Origin of the sequence: Thalassoroseus pseudoceratinae (assembly GCF_011634775.1) — a bacterium.
In the GTDB taxonomy this organism is placed as follows: domain Bacteria; phylum Planctomycetota; class Planctomycetia; order Planctomycetales; family Planctomycetaceae; genus Thalassoroseus; species Thalassoroseus pseudoceratinae.
The window spans coordinates 111,852-133,228 of record NZ_JAALXT010000007.1 but is presented as its reverse complement, the minus strand read 5'-3'; the positions used below and the strand labels follow the sequence as shown (position 1 = coordinate 133,228).

Annotated in this window: 13 protein-coding genes; 8 read left to right on the top strand and 5 right to left on the bottom strand. The window is 54.0% G+C overall.

Annotated features, from left to right (window positions below; all coding sequences use genetic code 11):
* Positions 1 to 2: 2 nt before the first annotated feature.
* The 4 genes from G6R38_RS23160 to G6R38_RS23145 all read right to left on the bottom strand — a co-directional run bounded on the left by G6R38_RS23160 (position 3) and on the right by G6R38_RS23145 (position 10,323).
* Positions 3 to 608, bottom strand: coding sequence for a sigma-70 family RNA polymerase sigma factor (locus G6R38_RS23160; protein ID WP_166831169.1), 606 nt, complete (start codon positions 606 to 608; stop codon positions 3 to 5).
* Between the two features lie 256 nt (positions 609 to 864).
* Positions 865 to 4,959 carry a serine/threonine-protein kinase gene (locus G6R38_RS23155; RefSeq protein ID WP_166831168.1) on the bottom strand — a complete coding sequence of 1,365 codons (4,095 nt, stop codon included), beginning with the start codon at positions 4,957 to 4,959 and terminating at the stop codon, positions 865 to 867.
* A gap of 218 nt (positions 4,960 to 5,177) precedes the next feature.
* On the bottom strand, positions 5,178 to 9,257 hold the full coding sequence (locus G6R38_RS23150; RefSeq protein ID WP_166831167.1) for a serine/threonine-protein kinase: 4,080 nt from the start codon (positions 9,255 to 9,257) through the stop codon (positions 5,178 to 5,180).
* A gap of 43 nt (positions 9,258 to 9,300) precedes the next feature.
* Positions 9,301 to 10,323 (bottom strand): DUF1559 domain-containing protein, encoded by a 1,023-nt coding sequence (locus G6R38_RS23145; RefSeq protein WP_166831166.1) that lies wholly within the window; start codon positions 10,321 to 10,323, stop codon positions 9,301 to 9,303.
* A 379-nt stretch (positions 10,324 to 10,702) separates the two neighbouring features.
* Here G6R38_RS23145 and G6R38_RS23140 point away from each other — a divergent pair, with 379 nt between their 5' ends.
* A complete protein-coding gene (locus G6R38_RS23140; RefSeq protein WP_166831165.1) occupies positions 10,703 to 10,903 on the top strand; it encodes a hypothetical protein in 201 nt (66 codons plus the stop codon).
* A 152-nt stretch (positions 10,904 to 11,055) separates the two neighbouring features.
* Here G6R38_RS23140 and G6R38_RS23135 read toward each other — a convergent pair whose 3' ends face one another.
* Positions 11,056 to 12,045: a zinc-dependent alcohol dehydrogenase family protein gene (locus G6R38_RS23135; protein WP_166831164.1), complete on the bottom strand. Its 990-nt coding sequence runs from the start codon at positions 12,043 to 12,045 to the stop codon at positions 11,056 to 11,058.
* A gap of 168 nt (positions 12,046 to 12,213) precedes the next feature.
* Between G6R38_RS23135 and G6R38_RS23130 the strand changes: the two genes are divergently transcribed.
* The 7 genes from G6R38_RS23130 to G6R38_RS23100 all read left to right on the top strand — a co-directional run bounded on the left by G6R38_RS23130 (position 12,214) and on the right by G6R38_RS23100 (position 21,353).
* Positions 12,214 to 12,585: a winged helix-turn-helix transcriptional regulator gene (locus tag G6R38_RS23130; protein ID WP_166831163.1), complete on the top strand. Its 372-nt coding sequence runs from the start codon at positions 12,214 to 12,216 to the stop codon at positions 12,583 to 12,585.
* A gap of 30 nt (positions 12,586 to 12,615) precedes the next feature.
* Positions 12,616 to 12,798: a hypothetical protein gene (locus G6R38_RS23125; RefSeq protein WP_166831162.1), complete on the top strand. Its 183-nt coding sequence runs from the start codon at positions 12,616 to 12,618 to the stop codon at positions 12,796 to 12,798.
* 7 nt (positions 12,799 to 12,805) lie between these two features.
* Positions 12,806 to 13,342, top strand: coding sequence for a sigma-70 family RNA polymerase sigma factor (locus G6R38_RS23120; protein WP_166831161.1), 537 nt, complete (start codon positions 12,806 to 12,808; stop codon positions 13,340 to 13,342).
* Positions 13,339 to 14,724: a FecR domain-containing protein gene (locus G6R38_RS23115; RefSeq protein ID WP_166831160.1), complete on the top strand. Its 1,386-nt coding sequence runs from the start codon at positions 13,339 to 13,341 to the stop codon at positions 14,722 to 14,724. The genes G6R38_RS23120 and G6R38_RS23115 overlap by 4 nt, the downstream gene beginning before the upstream one ends.
* 22 nt (positions 14,725 to 14,746) lie before the next feature.
* Positions 14,747 to 16,285, top strand: coding sequence for a sulfatase family protein (locus G6R38_RS23110; RefSeq protein WP_166831159.1), 1,539 nt, complete (start codon positions 14,747 to 14,749; stop codon positions 16,283 to 16,285).
* Between the two features lie 145 nt (positions 16,286 to 16,430).
* A complete protein-coding gene (locus G6R38_RS23105; RefSeq protein ID WP_166831158.1) occupies positions 16,431 to 19,595 on the top strand; it encodes a PVC-type heme-binding CxxCH protein in 3,165 nt (1,054 codons plus the stop codon).
* A gap of 105 nt (positions 19,596 to 19,700) precedes the next feature.
* Positions 19,701 to 21,353, top strand: a complete 1,653-nt coding sequence (locus G6R38_RS23100; protein ID WP_166831157.1) for a sulfatase-like hydrolase/transferase — start codon at positions 19,701 to 19,703, stop codon at positions 21,351 to 21,353.
* Positions 21,354 to 21,377 lie beyond the last annotated feature (24 nt).

The following is a 21,377-nucleotide window of genomic DNA, read 5'->3' as shown; positions in this document are numbered from 1 at the left end:
GGTTAAGTGTCCTTGTGGGCCATCAATTCCCGCAATCGCCGCATCGCTCGAATCAACAATCCGGCAACCGACGGGGCTGAACGATTCATTTGCTGAGAAATCTCGTCAACGGACAGCCCCTGCAAATGTCGGAGTCGGACAACCGTGGCTTGATCCTCGGGGAGATGATCGATCATGTGGCTGAGCGTCTCGGTTTGCTCGGCACGAATCATGCGATGACTAATGGACGAGCCTGCATCGGGAACCAAGTCCTTGAGAGGTGTGCCGAAAGCATGGCTGAAATCGAGTGACTGGAGCGAACCGCCGTGGCGTTTTTGGCGACTTTGATGACGCTGTCGATCCAAGATTGTGTGACTCAGAATTTGTCTGAGCCAAGCAAACAGTTCGTCTGCGTTGCGACCGCGATACGCTGCAAAATCGCGGTTGGCTTCGGCGAGCGATTCCTGAACGGCGTCGGACAAGTCCCAGACCGGCCCCAACTGTCCGGCGAAGACCGTCGTCGCCCACTGCTTGAGCTGAATTCGACACAGCCCAAACAATTGCTCCCGTGCATCTTCGTCGCCCCTCCGCACACGGTCGATCAGTTCTGCCACATTGGCGTGTTGCATGTCGATGATTCATTCGGCCAGGCGTCTTGAGAATGTCCGATTGCCACCGATCTCGGCGTCCTGTGCTACGGATGGTGATGGAACCCTTCCTTCCGCAACACGGTCCAGCGTAGCCGGTGTTTTCTATGCGAGTCAAGCGTCCAGGTCTTGATGGAAGTGCAAAACCGTTGTTCTTCATTCGCGTGCAGAATCGAAACGGCATCGGATTATGCCCGTCGAGAGTTGTGGACATGAAACGGACCCGGAGCGGTGGAATTCACGATGGTGGAGCGACGCACTTTTCGTCAAACTGATCTCCCAGCAGCCAACGCTCGGCCCAGGGGAGAACAGACTCTTGTTTCTTGAGTAGTTCAATCGCGGCTTGGCGTCTTTCGTCCCGCCCGTCTACCTGGACGGCCGCGAGATCGAGCAAACTGCGGGCACGGTCGTAGTCGGCACCAATGTTTTCAGCGCATTCGATCGCCTTTTGAAAACTGCGAATGGCTTTGCGATGTTTGCCGAGCGTCCAAAATGCTCGTCCATGGACACGATAGACGTGCGGCTTCAAATTGGGATGCATGCCCATCGCCATCCATGATGACCGCAAGAGTCGCTTTAGAATCCGTTTTTCAGCGGCGGGCGTCCAGACCCATTTCGGCCCCGTGATGCATGCGATCAAAACTGGCAGGCTCAACAAGTTGTATTCCATGAAGAGCAACAAACGCTTGGTCAGTCGCCACGATCTCTCCGCAGTCGCACGGGCCAGCCCATATTCCGAAGCTTGCAGCAAGACGTAGGCCTCGGTCGCCAGAAAAATCGTCTCGGTACTCGCCGATGCCTCGCATTTGCCGAGGAGGACTCGGGCCTTTTCAATCCGCTGTTTCGCAGCTTCGATTTGTCCAGCTCGGGCTAAGCCGCCGGCGAGATCGTATTGACCCCAACACTGTGCGCGAAAGTCGCCAGTCGTTTTGCCAAGGATGATGACCTTGCGAGCGGCATCCGCTTCCTCCATCGAGTTGCCGACAACTTGGAGCACGTGACGAGCCAGGTGGATCGCGAACGAGGCTTGCCAGTGAGCTCCGGCTTTCGAAAGAATCGCAAACGACTCTTCACAGTCGCGGCGTGCCTGCTGCAATTCTCCAGTCGCGTTGTAATAGAGGCCTCGTAATTTGACGAGTTCTCCACGAATTTCCGGAGAGTTCTGAGCCGGAGACGAAATGTCCGCCACTCTCTGGGTTTGCCACCTCCCAAGTCTCGGAAGTCCAGCAAGTATGAGAAACCCAGCAAGCTCGATCGTGCCCTCGACATAAAGATCTCGATTTCTTGAGTCAGCGGCTAACTGTGCTAGTCGAAACATGGAGTAGTATTGCCCCATCGGCGACTTTTCGAACAGAAGAGTGACGAGTTGATAGTGAATCCGTTGCTCCAATGCCCTTTGTTTCTGCGGCAGGTCCGGTTGTGAGTCCGACCAGCGACGATGTGGAAGCAGAAACACCCGAGCCGCCATGAAAGGTATGGTGAACAACGCCCCCAGTGCCTGCCGCCTTCGGGAACCGATCTCCGCAAGGGCCATGTCGAAATACTCAAGGGACGTGTCATATCTGGCGATTGTTGCCGTAGCCACACCCATTTGGAAAAACGTGTGTGTCCGCGAAAGGCTTGAAGGCGCTAGTGCAATCGTCTGATGCAATAGGTCTAACCCATCCGTGAAGGACTTCAGTCGGATTAGAGTATTGCCTAATCGGTTGAGGAGGCGGTACCGCAGTGCATCGGTTGCATCCTTCGGCAGCAATGTTTCCGCGCTTCTGAGAAACGTCAATGCTTCTTCCGTCGAATAGGCACGGTAGGCCAACTCCCCCGCCATGAATTGATAGGCAAAGGCTCGTGAATCTCCGGCTGCGTAGAAGTGGTAGGCAAGATCGACAATGCGATCCGATGCGATGGCTTCGGCGGTCTCGTCATCGACGGGATCGACATTCAAGCAGTCAAGGACTTGTGCTGCCGTCAGGTTTTCGGATTGTTCTAAGTATTCCCCAAACTTCCAGTGCAGTCGACGATGCCGCTGCGGATCCATCTCCGCCAACACCGTTTCGCGGATCTTGTCGTGATATGTGTCGACCAGTTGCTGGTTCTCGGAGCCGATCAACCGTACCAAGCGTTCGCTCCGCATATGCGTGATCGTTGCGAAAGCCGAACCGAGGTCACCAGCGACGTGAGCGACTTCGTCCAGCCGCACGGCTTGTCCTGCAATGGCAATCGATTCCAGCAGCGGCAATGCGTCATCGGGAAGTCGTTCGAGCCGACGCGTGATGACGTCCTGCAAAGGGATCGGCTGGAAACGCCCTGTTTCATGGTCGTAGCCTTCGAGAAGTTGCTCCAGAAAGTAAGGGTTCCCTTGCGCCGCTTCGTACAGTTTCGCCGCATCATGACACAGTGATTCGTCCGTGACTCCCAAGCGAGCAGCGAACAGTGCCGCGCATTCGTCTTGCGACAACGGTGCCACTTCGATAGTCAACTCCCGCACTTCCGGGCGGTTCTCCCGCCATGCCATGATGAACGGACTCGATTCGGCTTCGTCACTGCGGTAGGTGCCTAGTAGCATCACAGCAGGAGCACCAGGTGGCTTAAGCAATTCCGCCATCGCCGACGCACTGTCCGCATCACCCCATTGCAGATCGTCAACGAACAAAATCAGGGGTGTTGACGTGCCAATCGAGATCAACAACTCACGGAGTGCAGCGAACGCACGGAATCGAATCTGTCGGCTATCGATCCCCGTCAGATTGAACGGGGATTGCGTGGCAATCGCCTCGACTCGTCGCAACACAGGAAACAACTGTGCCAACATCGCAACGTCGTCAGGTAGCAACGCATGCACTTCGTCCGTCGGCTGTACTCGGAGATAGGCCACCAACGCATCAATGAGGCAGTCAATCACTTTGAACGGAACGGACTCACGATCGTAGCAACGCCCGGAAAGCACAAGCAGTTCGTTGCCGAGCCGGGGACTTTGAAGAAACTTCTCCGCAAGCGACGTTTTGCCTTCGCCACTGCGACCACTGATGAAGACGACAAGTGATTGACGCGTTTGAAGAAGTTCTTGTCGCGTTTGTTCCAATTCCAGCAGTTGAGACTCTCGGCCGACGAGGAGACTTTCGGAGTGTCCGGAGAGACTTGATAGATGACTGTCGATCGAGTCCAGTGACTGAGCTTCCGGCACGATGCCCAGTTGGTCGGCAAGGGTGTCGTCGTGAGGACGGTCCTCCGGCTCGCGTTGCAACAAGTGATCGACCAATTCCGCCAAGTCCACCGGGATGTCGTCGCGTTCGCGGAGTTTGGGAGCGTCCTCGGTCCTTTTCTGCACAATCACGTCAACGTGCGACCCAGTAAACGGAACTTCGCCCGTCAGAGCTTCGTAAAGCATGACGCCCATCGCGTACCAGTCGGACGCGGTCGAACGCACCCCCAGAGTTTGTTCAGGCGCCGCGTAGCGTGGCGTGCCGGCAAACTGCTTCGAGTACATGGAAATCGTCTGGTCGGTTCGTACCTGCAGTTCCGCGACAAGTCCGAAGTCCATGATCGTCACTAGACCGTCGGCAGAGACGAACACGTTACTAGGTTTGAGATCGCGATGCACGATTTCTAGGTGATGTAACGCGAGGATACCGGCAACAAGTTGGCCCAGCGATTCCCGCAGCCGCGTTTCGTTGAGCGCACCATGCGGCCGCACGTATTCCAGAAAATCGACACCGTCGACGAGGTCCATCGTGAAGAACCACTGCCGTCCGTCAACCTCCAGCGACTGCATACCGACTAAGTTCGGGTGGTTGATCTCCGAGAGCGATCGAAACTCTCGCCGAAAACGATGCAGACGTTCGGCATCGTCGAGCGATTGTGTTTGACCGTCGGATTGGATGGGCAATGTCTTGATCGCAACGATTTCGCCACGTTGCAAATGCCGGGCTTCGTACACAACACCAAAACCGCCGCGACCCAGTTCCCGTAGCAACTCATAGTCACCCAATTTCCGTGCGGCGGGCATCCCGTAAAGAATAGTCGCTTCGTCCGCGGGGGTTTCCACCTCTGGACTCATCGACATCATTGTCGATTCAAAAAAGGCCTGACGAACCAGTCGCGTGAGATCAGGAAACCTAGCTGCGTACTCGTTAGACTCCGGCTGCTCGCCCTGTCGTCGCCGAAACTCAATTTCGACGTGCAACAGATTTTGAAACAGCATCTCACGTGATGGTTCGTAAACTCGATCCAGATAATCCTCGATCCGCTTGGGCAGACCGCTTTTGAGCTTTCGCCGGAAATCCCGACAAATGGTTTGGATTTGCTCAAAGCTAGTTTGTCGTTCGTGGTTGTCCATAGGCGAATACTTCGGACTACAAGTTGTTTATGTTTTGAGACGTGTCCTTCTCAAAGCCGTCGCCAGGCAACCAAATGCGTTATTACACGTCGGTTTGTTATGACTGAAAAAATGCAAGCAGGTTCTAGACTGCCATCTAGTTTTAGTGATCCGGGATTCTTGAAAATGCCTGTGCAGAAAGACTACTCATAGGCGAAGCACGTTCTAACTGATGCCGGTCAAAATGAGTTGGCGATTGAGTCGCGATCGGTTTCCGATAGATCACGCAAGTAGGGTTGTGTCTTGAACAATTCGTCAAGCTGAGAGCGGAGTTGCGACAAGACTTCAGTGGCCTCGTCGGCCTCAGTCTGTGTTGCTAAACCATATTGAGCACTTAAGGTTGTGTGCAGGCATCGGGATTCGATTGCTTCCGCTTTCATTTCATACTGATCAGCGACTTCGCAACTACGCTGCAAGACTTTGAGTGCTTTTCGAATGTGGCCGCGTTTCTCGTGATAGATGGCCAATTCGCGTAGTGTGGCGGCATGATCTGGTCCACCAAGGGTAATGCGGTTGGCCCATTTGGCTCGTCGGTAACCTTTCTTTAGCTCCGCTTTGGCTGCGGCGGGGTCTGTTGATTGTATGTCGTCCGCGTATAGCCTGATGGCTTTGAGAATCAACGGAAAATTAGTATTCGTGATGTGATTGATCACGACGTGTTTCTTCATCAATTGAAAGCCTTCTTCCGCAACACGATATCCTTCTTCGATGCGTCCGCAATGCAAATGCCAGCGGGCTTCGGCCTGCAACTTTTGATTGGTCGCTTGAAAGTTATCGGGGATCGGCGTCAACGCCGAGTTCATTTCATCGAAACGAAACCGCCCGCCCGTAATCATCGCGACGAGGTTGAGATAGTCGTGAGCCGTATTCGGATCACCCAGACGTACGCTTTCCGCGAAACCGTCGAGAGCACTTTTGAGAGCCGATTCTAAATGACCGAGTCGATACTCGGCCAATAGGAAATGCAGTTTGAGCAACAGTCCTCGCCAAACATCACCACTGCGTTCAAGGACTGCTAGCCCCTGATCCGCATGCTGCTGTGTTTCAACAAACCGCGTGCCGGAATAGTGACCGACTGCCGCATGGAAGTGGTGTAGCAAACGCATGCCGAAATCGTCGTCACTAGTTGTGGTAGAGACACGATCCAGATAACGGCGACCGCGATTCTCTATCTTCAGGACCATGCAAATGGCGCTATGCAAACTGTGAGAGAGGATAAGTTCCCGAGACGGAGCGAACCGCTCCGCGCGATTGAGCGAGGCAAGGCACGTCCACAGCACATTCGGGGTATTCCGAAACCATACCGACATGTTGTATCCGAACAGCAACTTTGTAATGAGAAGTTCACGCGGACCTGCTGGAGGGCTACTAGGTCGCGGGTAACCTCTAAGAGTATGCAGAGCTTGAATCGCAACTTGTTTCGCGATGCCGAAAATCAGGCCAGGTGTCGAATTCGGTACAACAATTCCCATTGACCGCAGACTCGTTGCGAAGCGTTTTGCGCTCTCTTCATAACGCCCTGCCTGACGACAAGCTTCCGCTTGTACATTCTCAACCGCACAACGCTCGACAACATCTTGTGAAAGTGGCAACGCGGCGGACAATGCTTCTTCCGCCTCGGAATACCGGCCGAGAAGTCTGAGCGTTTCACCGAGTCGCAGTAACAATTGATATTGAGCCGTTTGATTGACATGATCGAAATGCACGCGTCCGGCGACGTACTTGGGCACAGCGGCTTCCAAAGAGAATTGTCGCCGTGCCTGTTCGGCGGCAAGAACACTATAGGCGAAGCCTTTTCGCGAGTCGTTTGCTGCAGAGAAATGAAACGATAGGTCAAAAAGTCGCGTGATCGCAGCGTCGTCGTTGAGTTCAAAGTTGCCCTGCTCGATGCTCTGCAATTGCTCTTCCGTCAATCCACCATGAATCTGTTCAATGGCCTGGCCGAGCAACCGGTGCTGTTCGATTGCCTGTGTCTTGTCTAGTTCGGCCAAAACGGTTTCTCGGATTCGATCGTGATATGTATCGACGATCGGTGTTGTCTCTTCTCCCACGAAGCGAATCAATCGGGCATTCCGCATCCGAGTTAGCGTAGCCATGGGAACGGCTTCAAGACCGGCTGCGGTGGCAACCTCACTGGTCTGCAACGCTTGCCCAGAGACGCTGATTAGTTGCAAGAGCGTCGTGGCTTCCGGCGGCAAATCCCGAAGCTTGTTGTCAATAATCTGATTGACAGGGATCTGATGAAACGAATCCGCGTCGGGATCGAAGCAGCCGACCAACTCGGTGAACAAGAATGCGTTTCCGGCCGTTTGTTCGAAAAATTCCGTGGCCCGGCGGCGGACGACTTCCGTGTCGGTGTCGAGCATCTCGATCATCAGTTGTCGGCACTCATCAGCAGTCAGAGGTCCCACACTGAGCGACCGGGTATCCACTTCGATTTGCTGTTGTTTGGCGATCGTCTGCCATGCCGTGAGGAATCGACTATCGTCGGCCTCATCCGTCCGATAAGTACCTAGAAAGTAGACGCGGGGAGGATTGGGACCCCGCAGAACTTGCATCAAGACTTCCGCACTATCCGTGTCCCCCCACTGGAGATCGTCGACGAACAGAATGACGGGTTGGCGATCGCTGATTCTTCCTAGCAACTCTCGCATTGCTAGAAACGCTCGATTCCGCACTTCGTGGTCATCAAGCTCACTCAGATTAGCCGACTGACTCGCACGAATCGCCTTCACACGACCGAATACCGGGAAGGTGTGTTGCAGTGCCTGAACATCTCGTGGCAAGACCGAGTTAACTGCTTCGGTGGTCAAACCATTGAGATATCCGCAGATGGCGTCGATGACCGTATCCAACGCTCTGAACGGCACGGATTCGCGGTCGTAGCAACGACCACTCAACAGAGCGTAACGCGAGTGCTGACGAAACGGCTCGAGAAACGCATCGCACAAGGACGTTTTGCCTTCCCCCGAGCGTCCGTCGATGAAGACCGCAACCGGCTGGCCTCGATCATTGAAATCACTCAATGCGGTGCGAAGTTTTGCCAAATGCGTTTCCCGCCCTATCAATCCGTGTGGTCGACTCGGAGTCACAGATTCGGTGGGCGCACCAGCATACGCCACTGAGTGGGCAATCTCGGCAGGGTCGGGTCGGTCGCTGGGTTTCGTTGCCAGGAGTGCCTCACACAGGTCACATAGATCGTTCGGCAAATCGCTATCACGAGGCAGTGACGGCGCGGGCTGTTGCTGCTTGTCCTGCAACACTTTCAATACGCTGCCGGAAAACGGAACCTGGCCCGTCAAAGCCTCATACAACATGACACCAACCGAGTACCAGTCAGAAGTTGTTGTTGCCGTATCTGACATCGCCTGCTCGGGCGACATGTAGGCGGGACTCCCGGTAATGCCATTTTCCGTCTCGGCCAATGAGGTGCGTTGCTGCTCGAGCACCAGTCCAAAATCCAGCACCACGACACGACCATCTTCATCAACCATCACGTTGGAAGGCTTGAGATCGCGATGAATAATGTAGTTGCGATGGAGAGCCAACACCCCCGTGACTAATTGCGCTAGAGCAGGACGCAGACGGCTTTCGTCGAATTCTCCTTGGGGGCGGACATGCGTGATAAAGTCCTTGCCTTGGATCAGGTCCATCGTGAAGAACCATTGCCGCCCCTCAACTTCCAGCGACTGCATCCCCACGAGATTCGGATGATTGATCTCCGAAAGCGATCGAAACTCGCGGCGAAACCGATGTAGCCGTCCTGCGTCATCGAGCGGTTGCGGTTGGCCATCCATCAGGGTTGGCAAAGTTTTCAGGGCGACCAAATCATTGCGTTGCAAGTGCTTGGCTTCATAGACAACGCCGAAACCACCTCGCCCGAGTTCCCGCAGGAGTTCATAGTCGCCCAACTTGCGGGCGGCAGGCATCCCGTACAGCACGGTCTTTTCGTTCGCCGGCGTATCTACATGCGGACCCATCGATAGGATGGTTGACTCGAAGAACGCCTGACGAACAAGCCCCATCAGATCGGGGAACCGGTCAGCGTACTGATCAGACGAGGCCTGCTCGCCTTGTCGCCGACGAAACTCAATCTCGACATGCAATAGATTCTGAAACAACATTTCCCGCGAAGATTTCTCGACGCGGTCAAGATAATCTTCAATCCGTGTCGGCGTACCGCTTTTGAGCTGCCGCCGAAAGTCTCGGCACAGCGACTGAATGTGCTCGAACGGATTGGCCTGTTTGACGTCACTCACAGTTTGCACTTACATATTTTATGTCGACTTGAAGTGGACTGTTTCAGTACTCGCCAATGACTTTGCCATCCTGCATGCATGAGAGATTGCGGTAAGTTGTCATGTCGATGGTTTCACTCAGGAAATTGACCGATCCGTCACAAAACAGAAAGTGACAACCGCCATTGTGGTGACTACGGAAATGGCTCATCCAATGCGGCCCGCCCTCCCAACTCGCTCTGTTGTCGAAGGCCTGTGATCCTGAGATACCTGCATAGGAATCCGTGACGATCTCCTTGTTCATTCGCTCGACGGTACTCGCCGCATGACCGGTGTAACGCAGGCCGGTCGCATAAAACGGTTCGGCGCCGGCTCCGCCAACTAGCCAACCATGAGCCGATCCGTTCGCGCCATTGGGACCAGTGACCTCGGTGCCGCATCCGATGCCTTCACAGATTGGAAAACCGGAAGCGGCTTCGCCGACTGCAAATGTGTTGCTACTTCCATCCGAGATCGCTGCCAATCGCGTGCGGGAATGAAACGCAAAAACCCCTGACTCTGGTGTGACCGGTGGAGGGCCAAACCCGGCACTAAAGCTGAAGGCATCACGGTACCCAAAACTGTAGGCGTACGAGGAGTTTGCGAACAAATGTCCGACCGGTACTCCCATATTTTCAATCCATGGGTACGCTGTGGGATTCGATGCGACATCGGACGGGCAGACAAAAACTGACACGATCGTTTGCGCTGTCGAAGGACTTTGCAGATACCACGGGATTTCCGCATCCGCAAGTTTCTGAAGGTTGCCTTGATCAAGAAATGGCAATAGTGAGACATTTGGCGTGCCCATTGCTTCGATCGGCGAGTTTGGCATGAACCGATAACCTGGTGGCAGCATTTTATGCACATCATGATAGTTGTGCATTGCGAGCCCCAGTTGCTTCAGGTTGTTTCGACATTGTGTCCGCCGGGCTGCCTCGCGGGCTTGCTGCACTGCCGGTAGCAAGAGAGCAATGAGAATTGCAATGATCGCGATGACGACTAAGAGTTCGATGAGCGTAAACCCACGTTTGCAACTCCGGAACATCAGATTATCTCCTGTTACAGTTGGAAACTGATGGAAACACAATCGCGGTCGAGATTCGATGCAACCATCGCTCAGTCTGCAAGCAGACCGAAGTGCAGTAGAAACCACTATGCGGAGAGAGTTACCACTGATAAGACGCACAAACTCGTCATTCGACTCATCGGGTTGTCGGTCTACACCTAGGACCAATACCAGTCTATGCAGTCACTTTCCTTGCCGTCGGTGACAGATTCACAACACAATCGTTCCTGTCTCCTATTAGGCGACAAACGGAACGACATCGAGCGCGGAATTTTCTCGCAGTGAATCCAGAACTCGGAAAAAATGCAGCCCAGGCATCAACTCACACGGTGAGACGCCGACTAGACTTCGAGTTCAAATGACAAACGATCGAACTGGCAGCCGCTCGGTACGGAAGAAATCACAGAAGCAGGTCGGGGACGAGGAAATGAAGGGGATTATCCGCGAAGAGGACCCGCCTCGTCCGAGTATCCGTGGGAGTACCCTCAATGCCGATTGGCTTTCCACAGTTTCCGATCAGGCAGGAATCAATCGGTTAAACTATGCCCAACCTGTTTAAAGACGAAGTCGACGAGATTGGACTTATAAGCCCTGAAGAAGATCGTGGCCGACATTCCAAGACCGCAAGCGGATTTGCCGCGGATCTGGAAAGATATGTCAACAGGGAGATCGTGCAAGCGTGCCCTCCCTCCACTAGGCTGGCAGCCTGGGTTACAGATTCTCGACAACGACTTTGCCCATCGCTTTTCCGCTTTCCAGCCGTGCGTGTGCCTGTCCGGCTTCTTCAAGTGTGAACTGCTTTTCATCGAGCACGGGTTGCAGCCCGCCGGATTCCGAGATGGTGGCTAGGTCACTAAGAATCTTGGCGTGATCGTCTCGGCGAAAGTTGTGTAGCATCGGAATCAGCATGAAAACAACATGCAATGAGAGTCCTTTGAAGTGTGCAGGCGTTAGGTCGAGTTCAACCATTGAGACGGTGGTTGCGACTTGGCCGTTAAGGGCAGCCGCCTCGAATGACTTCGACAAGTTCTCGCCACCGACCGAATCAAAGATGAGATCGAAACCGGCCCCATCAGTATGCTTGTTGACGTAATCTTCAATCGGTTCGGTTTTGTAGTTAATAGGTATCCCGCCTAGTTTTTCAATCAAAGCAAGTTGCGACTCGCCTCCACCAGTAGAAAAGACTTCAGCGCCCCAATGTTTGGCGAGCTGCACCGCGACATGGCCCACCCCGCCGGAGCCACCATGCACCAAGACTTTCTGGCCCGGCTTGATGCCGGCTCGTTGCAAACCTTCGTATGCAGTGATTGCAACCAGCGGGAGAGCGGCTGCTTCTCGCATTGACAGGTTCCTTGGTTTCTTGGCGATCAAGTCGATGTCGGCGACGATGTATTCAGCCAGCGTGCCGGGCAAGTCGGCAAGTCCGCCTGCACATCCATAGACTTCATCGCCCACGGAGTAGTCCGTTACGCCCTCGCCAACGACCTCGACTGTGCCGGCGAAGTCCATTCCGAGGATCGCGGGCGTGTCGGGTGAAAGTGGCAACTCCTTGCCCATCTTACGGATCATCGTATCGACGGTGTTCACGCTCGACGCGGCAATTTTCACAAGGACGTGACCGGGTTTGACTTCCGGTTTGTCGACTTCGGCGACTTCAAACTGTGCGTTTTCGCCGTAGGTTTTAATTTGCATTGCTTTCATGTGTCTGTCTCCGTGTCTTTTAAGGCACTTGCAACGTCGTGATTGGTTTCCAAGTTGTTGACTTGACACTCAAGACTCCCGGTCAGTTGCGTCTTGAGCCGTACACGTACATGCTAGTGATACCACCATTGTGATCAAGTACGCACATTTCAGGCAGGTAGGCACAAAATGGATACTAATGGAAAGCCTCGTCATACCAGCTACGAACTCCCCGCCTGTCCGGTCGAAGCGACGCTGGAATTAATTGGAGGAAAATGGAAAGGCATGATCCTGTTCTATCTGCTGGATGGACGCCTCCGTTTCAGTGAACTCAAACGCCAAATCGGATGTGTGACACAAAGAATGCTGACCAAGCAACTTCGCGAACTCGAAGCCAGCGGCTTGGTGAACCGGATCGTCTATGCCGAAGTTCCGCCGCGAGTCGAATATGAACTGACGGAAGAAGGCGAGTCGCTTCGGCCCGTTCTGGGCGCACTCAAGGAGTGGGGAAACTCCCATGCTCTGAAGCTGCTCGAAAAACGTGAAGCTGAGCGGGCATGATGCTGTTTTCGTTCGTTTTCGAGAGACGTCATGCAGCGATTTCCGTCGGGACAAGGAAATACCGAACGATTGCTTTCCGAAGCCGTCGCCCCGAATAATCAAGGGCCACTGATCGCCTACACCTACAGGGCCAACCCGCGACGCTCGGCCTTGCCAGGCTCATCTGAATTCGTGCTGGTTTTCTTGCTAATTCTTGGTGACGTGCGGGAATGATCTATTAATGAGCGAAGATCCCATCCATCTCGATGATCATACCCTGCAGGTCCAAACGCTGTTCGTGCAGCACCAGCAGGCTGTGATGGCGTACGTATTGTCGCTCGAACCGGGGATTCACGACGCGGAGGAGATCGTTCAGGAGACATTTGTTACGGCAAGTCGAAAGGCTTCGACGTGGACGGCCGGAACGAATTTTCTCGCGTGGGCCTGTGCGATCGCACGGTTTCGGACTCTGAGTTTTCAACGTGATCGCGGACGCAGAAACCGTCGGCTGGCGCAAGATGTCGTTGAAATGCTGGCAGAAAACATGGATGAGGATTTCTCGGTGTTTCAAGGACGGGTGGCGGCACTGCGGAGATGCTTGAAACAGTTAGCACCCAAGGCTCATGAGCTTGTTAACCTTCGATACCACGCTGGCCTAATGCCTGAGCAAATTGCCGGGGAAATCGAATGGACTACGAATGCGGTTCGAGTCGCGTTGACACGGGCTCGCAACGCGCTCCGGGAATGTTTGGGGCGATCGGGGGAGAAGGCTCTATGAACGAAGACCGACTCAGTCAGTTGATCGACTCCTGGCATGACGATGACTTGTCAGAAGAACAAGCCGAAGAGTTGAATCATATTCTCCGTGAATCGAAAGAAGCTCGTCGCGTGTTTTCGGCCGAGACGCAGTTACACGGTTTGTTACATTGTGCCGCGGCAGAAGATGCCATCGAACGTGTCGCTGATATTCCCACTACGACACTGCAGAACGGGAGCCGAACGTTACGTGGCCGATCGCGACCCGCATGGCTGATGCTAGTTTCCGCAATCGCTGCTGGCTTGATTGTTGCGGTGGCGATTCAGTGGTGGCATTCGTCGTCCACACCGATATCAGTTGCCACGCTGGAATCAAGCGAGAACGCTGCGTGGGAAAGTGAGTTGCCAACGATGCCGGGATCAAGACTGTCACCCGGAATCCTAAGTCTGCGAACCGGTGTCGCCACGGTTCGGTTTCACTCAGGAGCGGAGGTCGTCGTCGAAGCGCCCGCACAGTTGGCGTTGCTTTCGCCGATGCGAGGCAAACTATTGTCAGGGGCAGCTGTCGTTGATGTGCCGGACTCGGCGATCGGGTTCGTTCTGGAAACGCCGGATGGCTACGCCGTTGATTACGGGACTCGATTCGCCGTGCGTGTCGACCAGGAAGAACAACAATCAAACTTCGAGGTCATCGAAGGGGAAATCGCCGTGCACCACTCCAAGACAGGTGACGAAGTGCGGCTGATTGGTCACGGAAAAGCGGTGACGGTGTCCGAGCGATCCATTGATGTCGTGGACCTCGAACAACGAGATGAAGTGCCTGAACATTCACAAGACGTGATCCGGATTGGAACCCATGGTCGAACGGGTTCGGCCATGCGACGCGACCATAAACGCCATAAGTTTATTCAGCGTGAGTTCCTGTCGGTCAAGCGGACCGATAGCGGAAAGTGGGACTACCAATCGTTCTTCGCCTTCGATGTGAGTGCCGTCGACTTCGATCAAGTGGAATCGGCCCGCTTGCGATTGAACCTCGTCCCGTCGACGCGGGGACTTGCATCGCGATTGCCGAAGATAAATCGTTTCGGCATCTATGGGCTGACAAACCGCGAGAAAGAAGACTGGCAGTTTGGAGCTTCGTGGGACGATTCACCGGGGCCGGCTGACGGCGTCCGGCTAGGCAGCTTTGAGGTGCCTCGCAGCGTACAACGGGGAACGTTCGGAATTCAGAACGACGAGCTACTGAACTTTCTAAAAGCAAACCGCGATCGGCCGGTGACCCTAATTCTTGTTCGAGAAACGACTCAAATTGAAGGTGTTGGAGCTGGCCTGACTCATCTCTTCGCGAGTGATTCTCACCCAGAAGCCGTCGGGCCAATGCTCGAATTGACTGTCAACAACTAATACCCGGAACCATTATTGAACCATGATTCAACAAACGATCCTAGTTCTACTGACTCTGTGCGCTGTCGGCTCTGCATCTGCAGACGATCGCCCCAACATTCTTTGGATTACAATCGAAGACTGGAGTCCTGATCTTTCGTGTTATGGCACCAAGGGCATCCATACTCCGAACGTAGATCAGCTGGCCTCGGAAGGCATTCGCTATGAACGTGCCTTCACAACCTCGCCGGTTTGCTCGACATCCCGGTCCGCGATGATGACCGGCTTTCATCAGAACTACATCGGAGCACACCAGCACCGAACAGAGGACAAAAAGCCGCTCCCGTATGGCATCCGGCCAATTCCACATCTGTTTGCCGATGCGGGTTACTACACTTGTCTGATGAGTTGGAAGACGGACTGCAACTTCCTGCCCGACAAGAAGGGACAACTCTTCATGGGTGTGGACTGGAAGGATCGCGAACCCGATCAACCGTTCTTCGCCCGTATCACGTTTGGCGGTACGCATCGCAAGTGGAATCGGGATCCTGTGCGGCCCATCGATATCAAGGATGTCGAACTTCCTCCTTACTATCCAGACACACCATTCATTCGACGTGACTGGGCCAACGGGCTGGAGCAGATGCAACAAGTAGACCGCGAAGTCGGTGCGATTCTCAAACGCCTTGATGATGAGGGTCTGGCGGAGAACACGATCGTATTTTTCATTGGCGATCATGGTCGCTGTCACATTCGAGGCAAGCAGTTTCTCTACGATGAGGGAACGCGAATTCCGATGATCATGCGTTGGCCGGGGAAGGTCGCCGCCGGTCAGGTCAATGATGACCTTGTTATGTCGATCGACATCTGCGCCACCATCCTCGAAGCCGCCGACATCACGCCCCCTGTCCCGCTGCATGGCAAGAGCCTATTCAGTAAAGACGTGAAGCAGCGCAAGTACACTTTTGCAGCGCGTGACAAAATGGACGACACGCATGACGCCATGCGTTCGATCCGGTCGCGAGATTACAAGCTAATTCTCAATTTGATGCCCGAGCGGGCTTACTGCCAGTTCAGCTTTTACAAGGAAGGGGCTTATCCACCGCTTGCGGAAATGAACGTCCTGAACCTGCAGGGAAAACTGAATCCCGCACAGGCGGCTTTCATGGCATCGAGCAAACCGCCGATCGAACTATTCGACCTGCGGAGTGATCCACACGAGATCCACAACGTCGCTGACGATCCGAAGTATGCGAGCGTGAAAAGTGAGCTGCTCGAAGAACTAAACAGGTGGCGTGAGGACGTCATCCACGATGCTGGCGTTTCGGACGAGTTCCGCGGCGAAGGTGTGTTTCCGAAAACTCGTCCGACGGCCACGGTTGGCGAGTGGGTTCAGCAGAACGCCGACAAGTTCGATTTCAAAACGGCTGGTGTTCCCGGCTGGTATCCCACACGAACGCTTGACGAGTGGCAAAAGGTGCGAGACATGTGGGAACCATGGGTCTTTCGAGACCCCGACAGCAATATGCAGCGCCCGGTTATTCCATTCACGAAGAAACCCAAGAACCGAAGAAAACGCTGAATGGCCGTGCTAGTCCTGTCAGATGCCATCTCCTGCCGACGGTCATTCACCATGAGATTCTTTAAGCCTACCGCTTGGCAACATGTATTAGCGACGATCGTTGGCGGATCAAGATGTCTCAATCAATCATTATCGGAAGTCTAATATGAATAGCAGCGTCGGGTCATTTTTTCTCATCGTTGTTTTGCTCATCATGAGTCCGTTGAAGGCCGAAACGATATCGCCGGCCGAATTCAAAGTTGCTGACGGTTTTGAAATGACTGTTTGGGCGACGACTCCACAGCTCTATAACCCAACGAACTTCGATGTCGACGCGTTCGGTCGTCTGTGGGTGACCGAGTCGGTGAACTATCGCAATTTTCGTAATGAAGAGCTTGGCTTGTCGGACCCGAAAGGGGATCGAATCGTCGTCTTGGAAGATACCGATTCCGACGGGATCGCGGATGCTTCACACACGTTCGTTCGTGATTCCGATTTGGTCGCACCGCTGGGCATCGCCGTTATCGACAACCGCGTCGTTGTTTCCTGCTCACCGAACATCTTGATTTACACCGATGTCGATCGTAACGCCCGATTTGATCCGAAGGTCGATACGAAGGAAACCTTTCTGACAGGATTTCGCGGTCTCGATCATGACCACAGCCTGCACAGCGTGAAGGTCGGTCCCGATGGGTATTGGTATTTCAACGTTGGTAATGCCGGTGCTCACACTGTGACCGACAAGTCCGGCTGGACACTCCGCGCCGGAAGTTCATACGCGGGCGGCAGTCCACACCTAAAGGAGAATACGCCAGGTCGCAGGAGTGATGATGGCCGCATCTGGGTTGGCGGCGTTGGCATGCGAATTCGACCGGATGGCACGGGCCTTGAACCGATCGGGCATAACTTTCGTAATGCCTATGAGGAAGCGGTGACGTCGTTTGGCGATGTGTTTCACGCGGATAACGACGATCCGCCCGCCTGCCGCACGACGTGGGTCATGGAATACGGCAACGCGGGTTTCGCGTCAGCCGATGGCTCCCGTGGATGGAGGGTGGACCAGCGTCCGGGGCAGTCGATTGAAGTGGCTGAGTGGCGGCAACAGGATCCCGGAACGATCCCCGCCGGAGACGTCTACGGTTTTGGCGCACCGACGGGGGTGGCTTACGGTGAGAATGGATGTTTCGAATCGCGTTACCCAAAGGGATTGCTTCTTATCTGTGAATCGGCTCGTGGCGAGATATTGGCTTATGAACCAAAGCCGCAAGGAGCAGGTTTCACCCTCGAGCGTTCGGTCTTTCTGAAATTAAAGAAGGGCAGCCCCAAGCAAGGTTGGTTTCGACCATCCGATGTGGCTGTGGGTGCTGATGGTGCAATCTACGTCAGTGACTGGTACGACCCGGGTGTCGGGGGCCATCGCATGAGTGATACGACCGCGAGCGGCACGATCTACCGGATTGCTCCCAAGGGGTTCAAGCCTAAAATTCCAAAGCTGGATCTATCGACTCCCGCGGGTCAAATTGCATCGTTGACGAGTCCTGCGGTCAATGTTCGATCACTAGGTTGGCAGGCCCTTCGTGAACAAGAAACTGAAGCGTTGCCTGCGATTCGGCAAGTGCTAGCGAATCCGAATCCTTTGCTAGCCGCACGAGGAATTTGGTTGCTTCCTTATGCCGGTGAAGAGGGACTGAAACAACTTCAAAAACTGTTAAAGCATTCTGATCCTCAGATGCGGATTGCTGCTTTTCGTGCCCTACGGCGTGCAGCTAACGATGACAAGGTGAAGCAAGAAATACAGCCGCTTGTGGATACTGCTCAGGGATTACTTTGTACTGATCCATCACCGGCTGTTCGTCGTGAGGTTGCCTTGTCGTTGCGAGACGTGCCTTGGAATCGTCGTCGCGAAATTCTGAGCAAGCTGGCCGTCCAGTTTGATGGCTGGGATCGCTGGTATCTAGAGGCGATTGGAATCGCTTCGGATGGACATGAACCGGAAGCGTATCAACTGCTAGTTGCGAATTCGGGTGTTGATCCGCTCGAGTGGGATCGTCGTCTAGCACGACTAGCCTGGCGACTCCATCCTGCTACGGCCGTGGAGGCCATCACCACGCGAGCAATGTCAAACTCGCTCACTTCTGCTGAACGAAAACTGATGCTGACTGCATTAGCTTTCATCTCCAATCGACGTGCAGCGGAAAGTATGTTGCGTATCGCAACCGATGGTGCGGACGATGTGCGAGGAATGGCGGCATGGTGGGGAAAACATCGGGACACCAACGATTGGCGAGCTTTCAAATTGGGTGACAAGTTTCCAGAGCCGCCGGAGTACAAAAAGCCCGCCAAATGGAGCACCCCGCGACTTGATTTTTCATTAGCTGGAACTCCTGTCTTTACTGGACCCGGTGATCGCGTTGAAATCGACGTTGATGTCAAAAATGCCAAACGTCTGTATTTGGTTGTCGAGCGAATCGGAACAAAACAGGAACAGCAGAAGCCGCGCAAAAGGAAGCCTTCTTATCCAACGCACAGAGTCGCAAACGCTGCTTGGATTCACCCGCGACTTGTTGACGCCACAGGTTCGACGAGCCTGACCGACATGGATTGGGCACTCGCATTCTGCAACGGGCAAACGATCGTATCTGACGGACAGAAACCGAACCAAAAATGGGATCGCCGGATTTCTCTCACGCAGCCGATCGTAGATGTCGGCGAGGGCGAACCATCCTTGCTTGTTAAGACCCGGTCCATCATCGCATACGATTTGACCAACGGAGATTTCCAGCGGTTTCAGACCATCGGGCAGCTCAATGCGACTGACCGTGATGCCGGCGAAAACGTACGCTTCAGCGTCTACGTCGATCGCTCACCCAACAACGATTCACTGCCAGACGTCAAGAACCTCGTCGATCTTCCTGGCAGCGTCTCGCATGGACGGGCGTTGTTCTTTTCCAAACGTCTGTCCTGTTCGAGTTGTCATTCGGCTGGGGGCTTCGGCGGTAGTATCGGCCCGGATCTGACGCAGATCGCCAAGAAACACGCACCGCCGGTTTTGTTCGAAGGCATCATCAATCCGAGTGCAGCCATCGCGACTGGTTTCGAGACAATGGTGGTGGTCACGATGGAAGGAAAAGTTATCAACGGTTTGACTGTTTCCGCCGGTGATCCAGTGGTCCTAAAGGACAGCAACGGAAAGCATCACACGATTCCCCAAGCTGACATCGAAGAGATGCTATCGAGCAAAACCTCGATGATGCCAGACCTCAAGAAACAGCTCACCGCTCAAGAGATCGCCTCGCTCGTCGCGTTCTTACGAGAAATGGAATTGCAATAGAGTCCGAAACTAACGAATCGGACGGTTCGGTCTCGCCGATGGCGAAGCTCAATGGAAATCGAGTGAGAGACTCGCAACAACTAACAAATTTCCGATTGGATCATAATGAGATTGCTTGCCTGTCTGATCGCTTTGTTTCTACGTGTAGTCTCCACAACCGAGGCGGCTGACCGTCCAAATTTTGTTTTCATGCTGACTGACGACCAATCGTTTGGCATGATGGGCTGCGATGGAAACAAGCTCACGCAGACACCTCATCTGGATAAACTCGCTCGTGATGGTGTGTTCTTCGATCGGGCGTATATCACTAGTGCCATCTGCACGCCTAGCCGCATTTCGATTTTACTCAGTCAGTTCGAGCGGAAGCATGGTGTCAACTTCAACTCGGGAACAAGTGTCGCTCCGGAAGCTTGGTCGCAGTCGTATCCGGTCGTCATGCGTGAGGCGGGATACTACACCGGGTATGTGGGGAAGAATCATGCTCCAATCGGCAAGGGCGGCTATCAAAGCGGTTTGATGGAAGAGTCATTCGACTACTTCTACGCCGGCCATGGGCACATCCGGTTCTATCCCAAAGATCATCACGACATTTTCAAGTCGGCCAAGCACGATACGCAAGTGGAGATCGTTAGCGAAAGCATCGGAGACTTCCTGTCTAACGAACATCGGCTCGAGGGGGCGCTCAGGTTCCTCGATTCACGCCCGAATGATCGGCCGTTTTGCCTCAGCGTCTGCCTAAACCTCCCGCACGGTGCTGGCACTAGCACGATGCAGATGCGAGACAGTGATGATGAGATCTACAAAACTTTCTATCGGGATATCAAAGTTCCGTTGCCCGAAAACTATGTCGCGAAAGCCAACATCAAGAAGCCGAAACTACCGCCGGACCTTTTAAAGGTCGAGAATCGACAGGCCGGCTACAACTGGGTGGATACGCCATCGACGGCACGCGAACGTATCACGCGACAGATGCAAGCAATGACTGGCATCGACCGCATGGTGGGCCGCGTTCGCGAAAAGTTGGCTGATGAAAAATTAGACGAAAACACGATCATCATCTTTACTTCTGATCACGGTCTCTATTCCGGCCAGCAAGGACTCGGCGGCAAAGCGTTCTGCTACGAACAAACGACGCATGTTCCGTTGATCATTTACAACCCGCTGGTCCCCGAGACCGCTCGCGGCCGACGCAGCAATCAATTGGTGCAGTCAATCGACATTGCCCCCACGATGTTAGACTACGCTGAAATCGATCCGCCTGGGACATTTCAAGGCAAAACGCTTCGCGGCTTAATTGACGGAAGTGATCAGCCAGTCCACGAATTCATTTTTACCGAGAACCTATGGTCCACCCACTTCGGCAACCCACGGATCGAAGCGGCACAAAACAAGCGTTGGAAGTACATCCGTTATTACAAGAACGAAAACTTCCCGGCGTCTTGGAAGATTCGCGTCGCGAAAGAACTTGGCATCCCGCAAAACAAAATGCTCTATGGTGTGCACGATGACGGGATCGCCGTCTATCGGTATTACGCTGAGGCATCCCTCGAAGGCGAGCCGCCTGTCTACGAAGAACTATACGACATTCAAACCGATCCTAGTGAGATGCGAAACCTGATTAAGGACAACGCTCACGCCGCGACTTTGCAGCGACTCAAACTCGCATGGAAAAAGAAGCTCACCGAAGCACGCGGCACAGGTGCCCCCAAGGTACTTCGCTACACAGTCGATAGTGAAAAGGACGACAAATCCGAATAACATCCATGAAGCTGCTGACGATCA

Bases quoted from the DNA above. Each gene is read 5' to 3' on its own strand.
- G6R38_RS23160 (WP_166831169.1), bottom strand. From the start codon at position 608: ATGCAACACGCCAATGTGGCAGAACTGATCGACCGTGTGCGGAGGGGC.
- G6R38_RS23155 (WP_166831168.1), bottom strand. From the start codon at position 4,959: ATGGACAACCACGAACGACAAACTAGCTTTGAGCAAATCCAAACCATT.
- G6R38_RS23145 (WP_166831166.1), bottom strand. From the start codon at position 10,323: ATGTTCCGGAGTTGCAAACGTGGGTTTACGCTCATCGAACTCTTAGTC.
- G6R38_RS23140 (WP_166831165.1), top strand. From the start codon at position 10,703: ATGACAAACGATCGAACTGGCAGCCGCTCGGTACGGAAGAAATCACAG.
- G6R38_RS23135 (WP_166831164.1), bottom strand. From the start codon at position 12,045: ATGAAAGCAATGCAAATTAAAACCTACGGCGAAAACGCACAGTTTGAA.
- G6R38_RS23130 (WP_166831163.1), top strand. From the start codon at position 12,214: ATGGATACTAATGGAAAGCCTCGTCATACCAGCTACGAACTCCCCGCC.
- G6R38_RS23125 (WP_166831162.1), top strand. From the start codon at position 12,616: ATGCAGCGATTTCCGTCGGGACAAGGAAATACCGAACGATTGCTTTCC.
- G6R38_RS23120 (WP_166831161.1), top strand. From the start codon at position 12,806: ATGAGCGAAGATCCCATCCATCTCGATGATCATACCCTGCAGGTCCAA.
- G6R38_RS23115 (WP_166831160.1), top strand. From the start codon at position 13,339: ATGAACGAAGACCGACTCAGTCAGTTGATCGACTCCTGGCATGACGAT.
- G6R38_RS23110 (WP_166831159.1), top strand. From the start codon at position 14,747: ATGATTCAACAAACGATCCTAGTTCTACTGACTCTGTGCGCTGTCGGC.
- G6R38_RS23105 (WP_166831158.1), top strand. From the start codon at position 16,431: ATGAATAGCAGCGTCGGGTCATTTTTTCTCATCGTTGTTTTGCTCATC.
- G6R38_RS23100 (WP_166831157.1), top strand. From the start codon at position 19,701: ATGAGATTGCTTGCCTGTCTGATCGCTTTGTTTCTACGTGTAGTCTCC.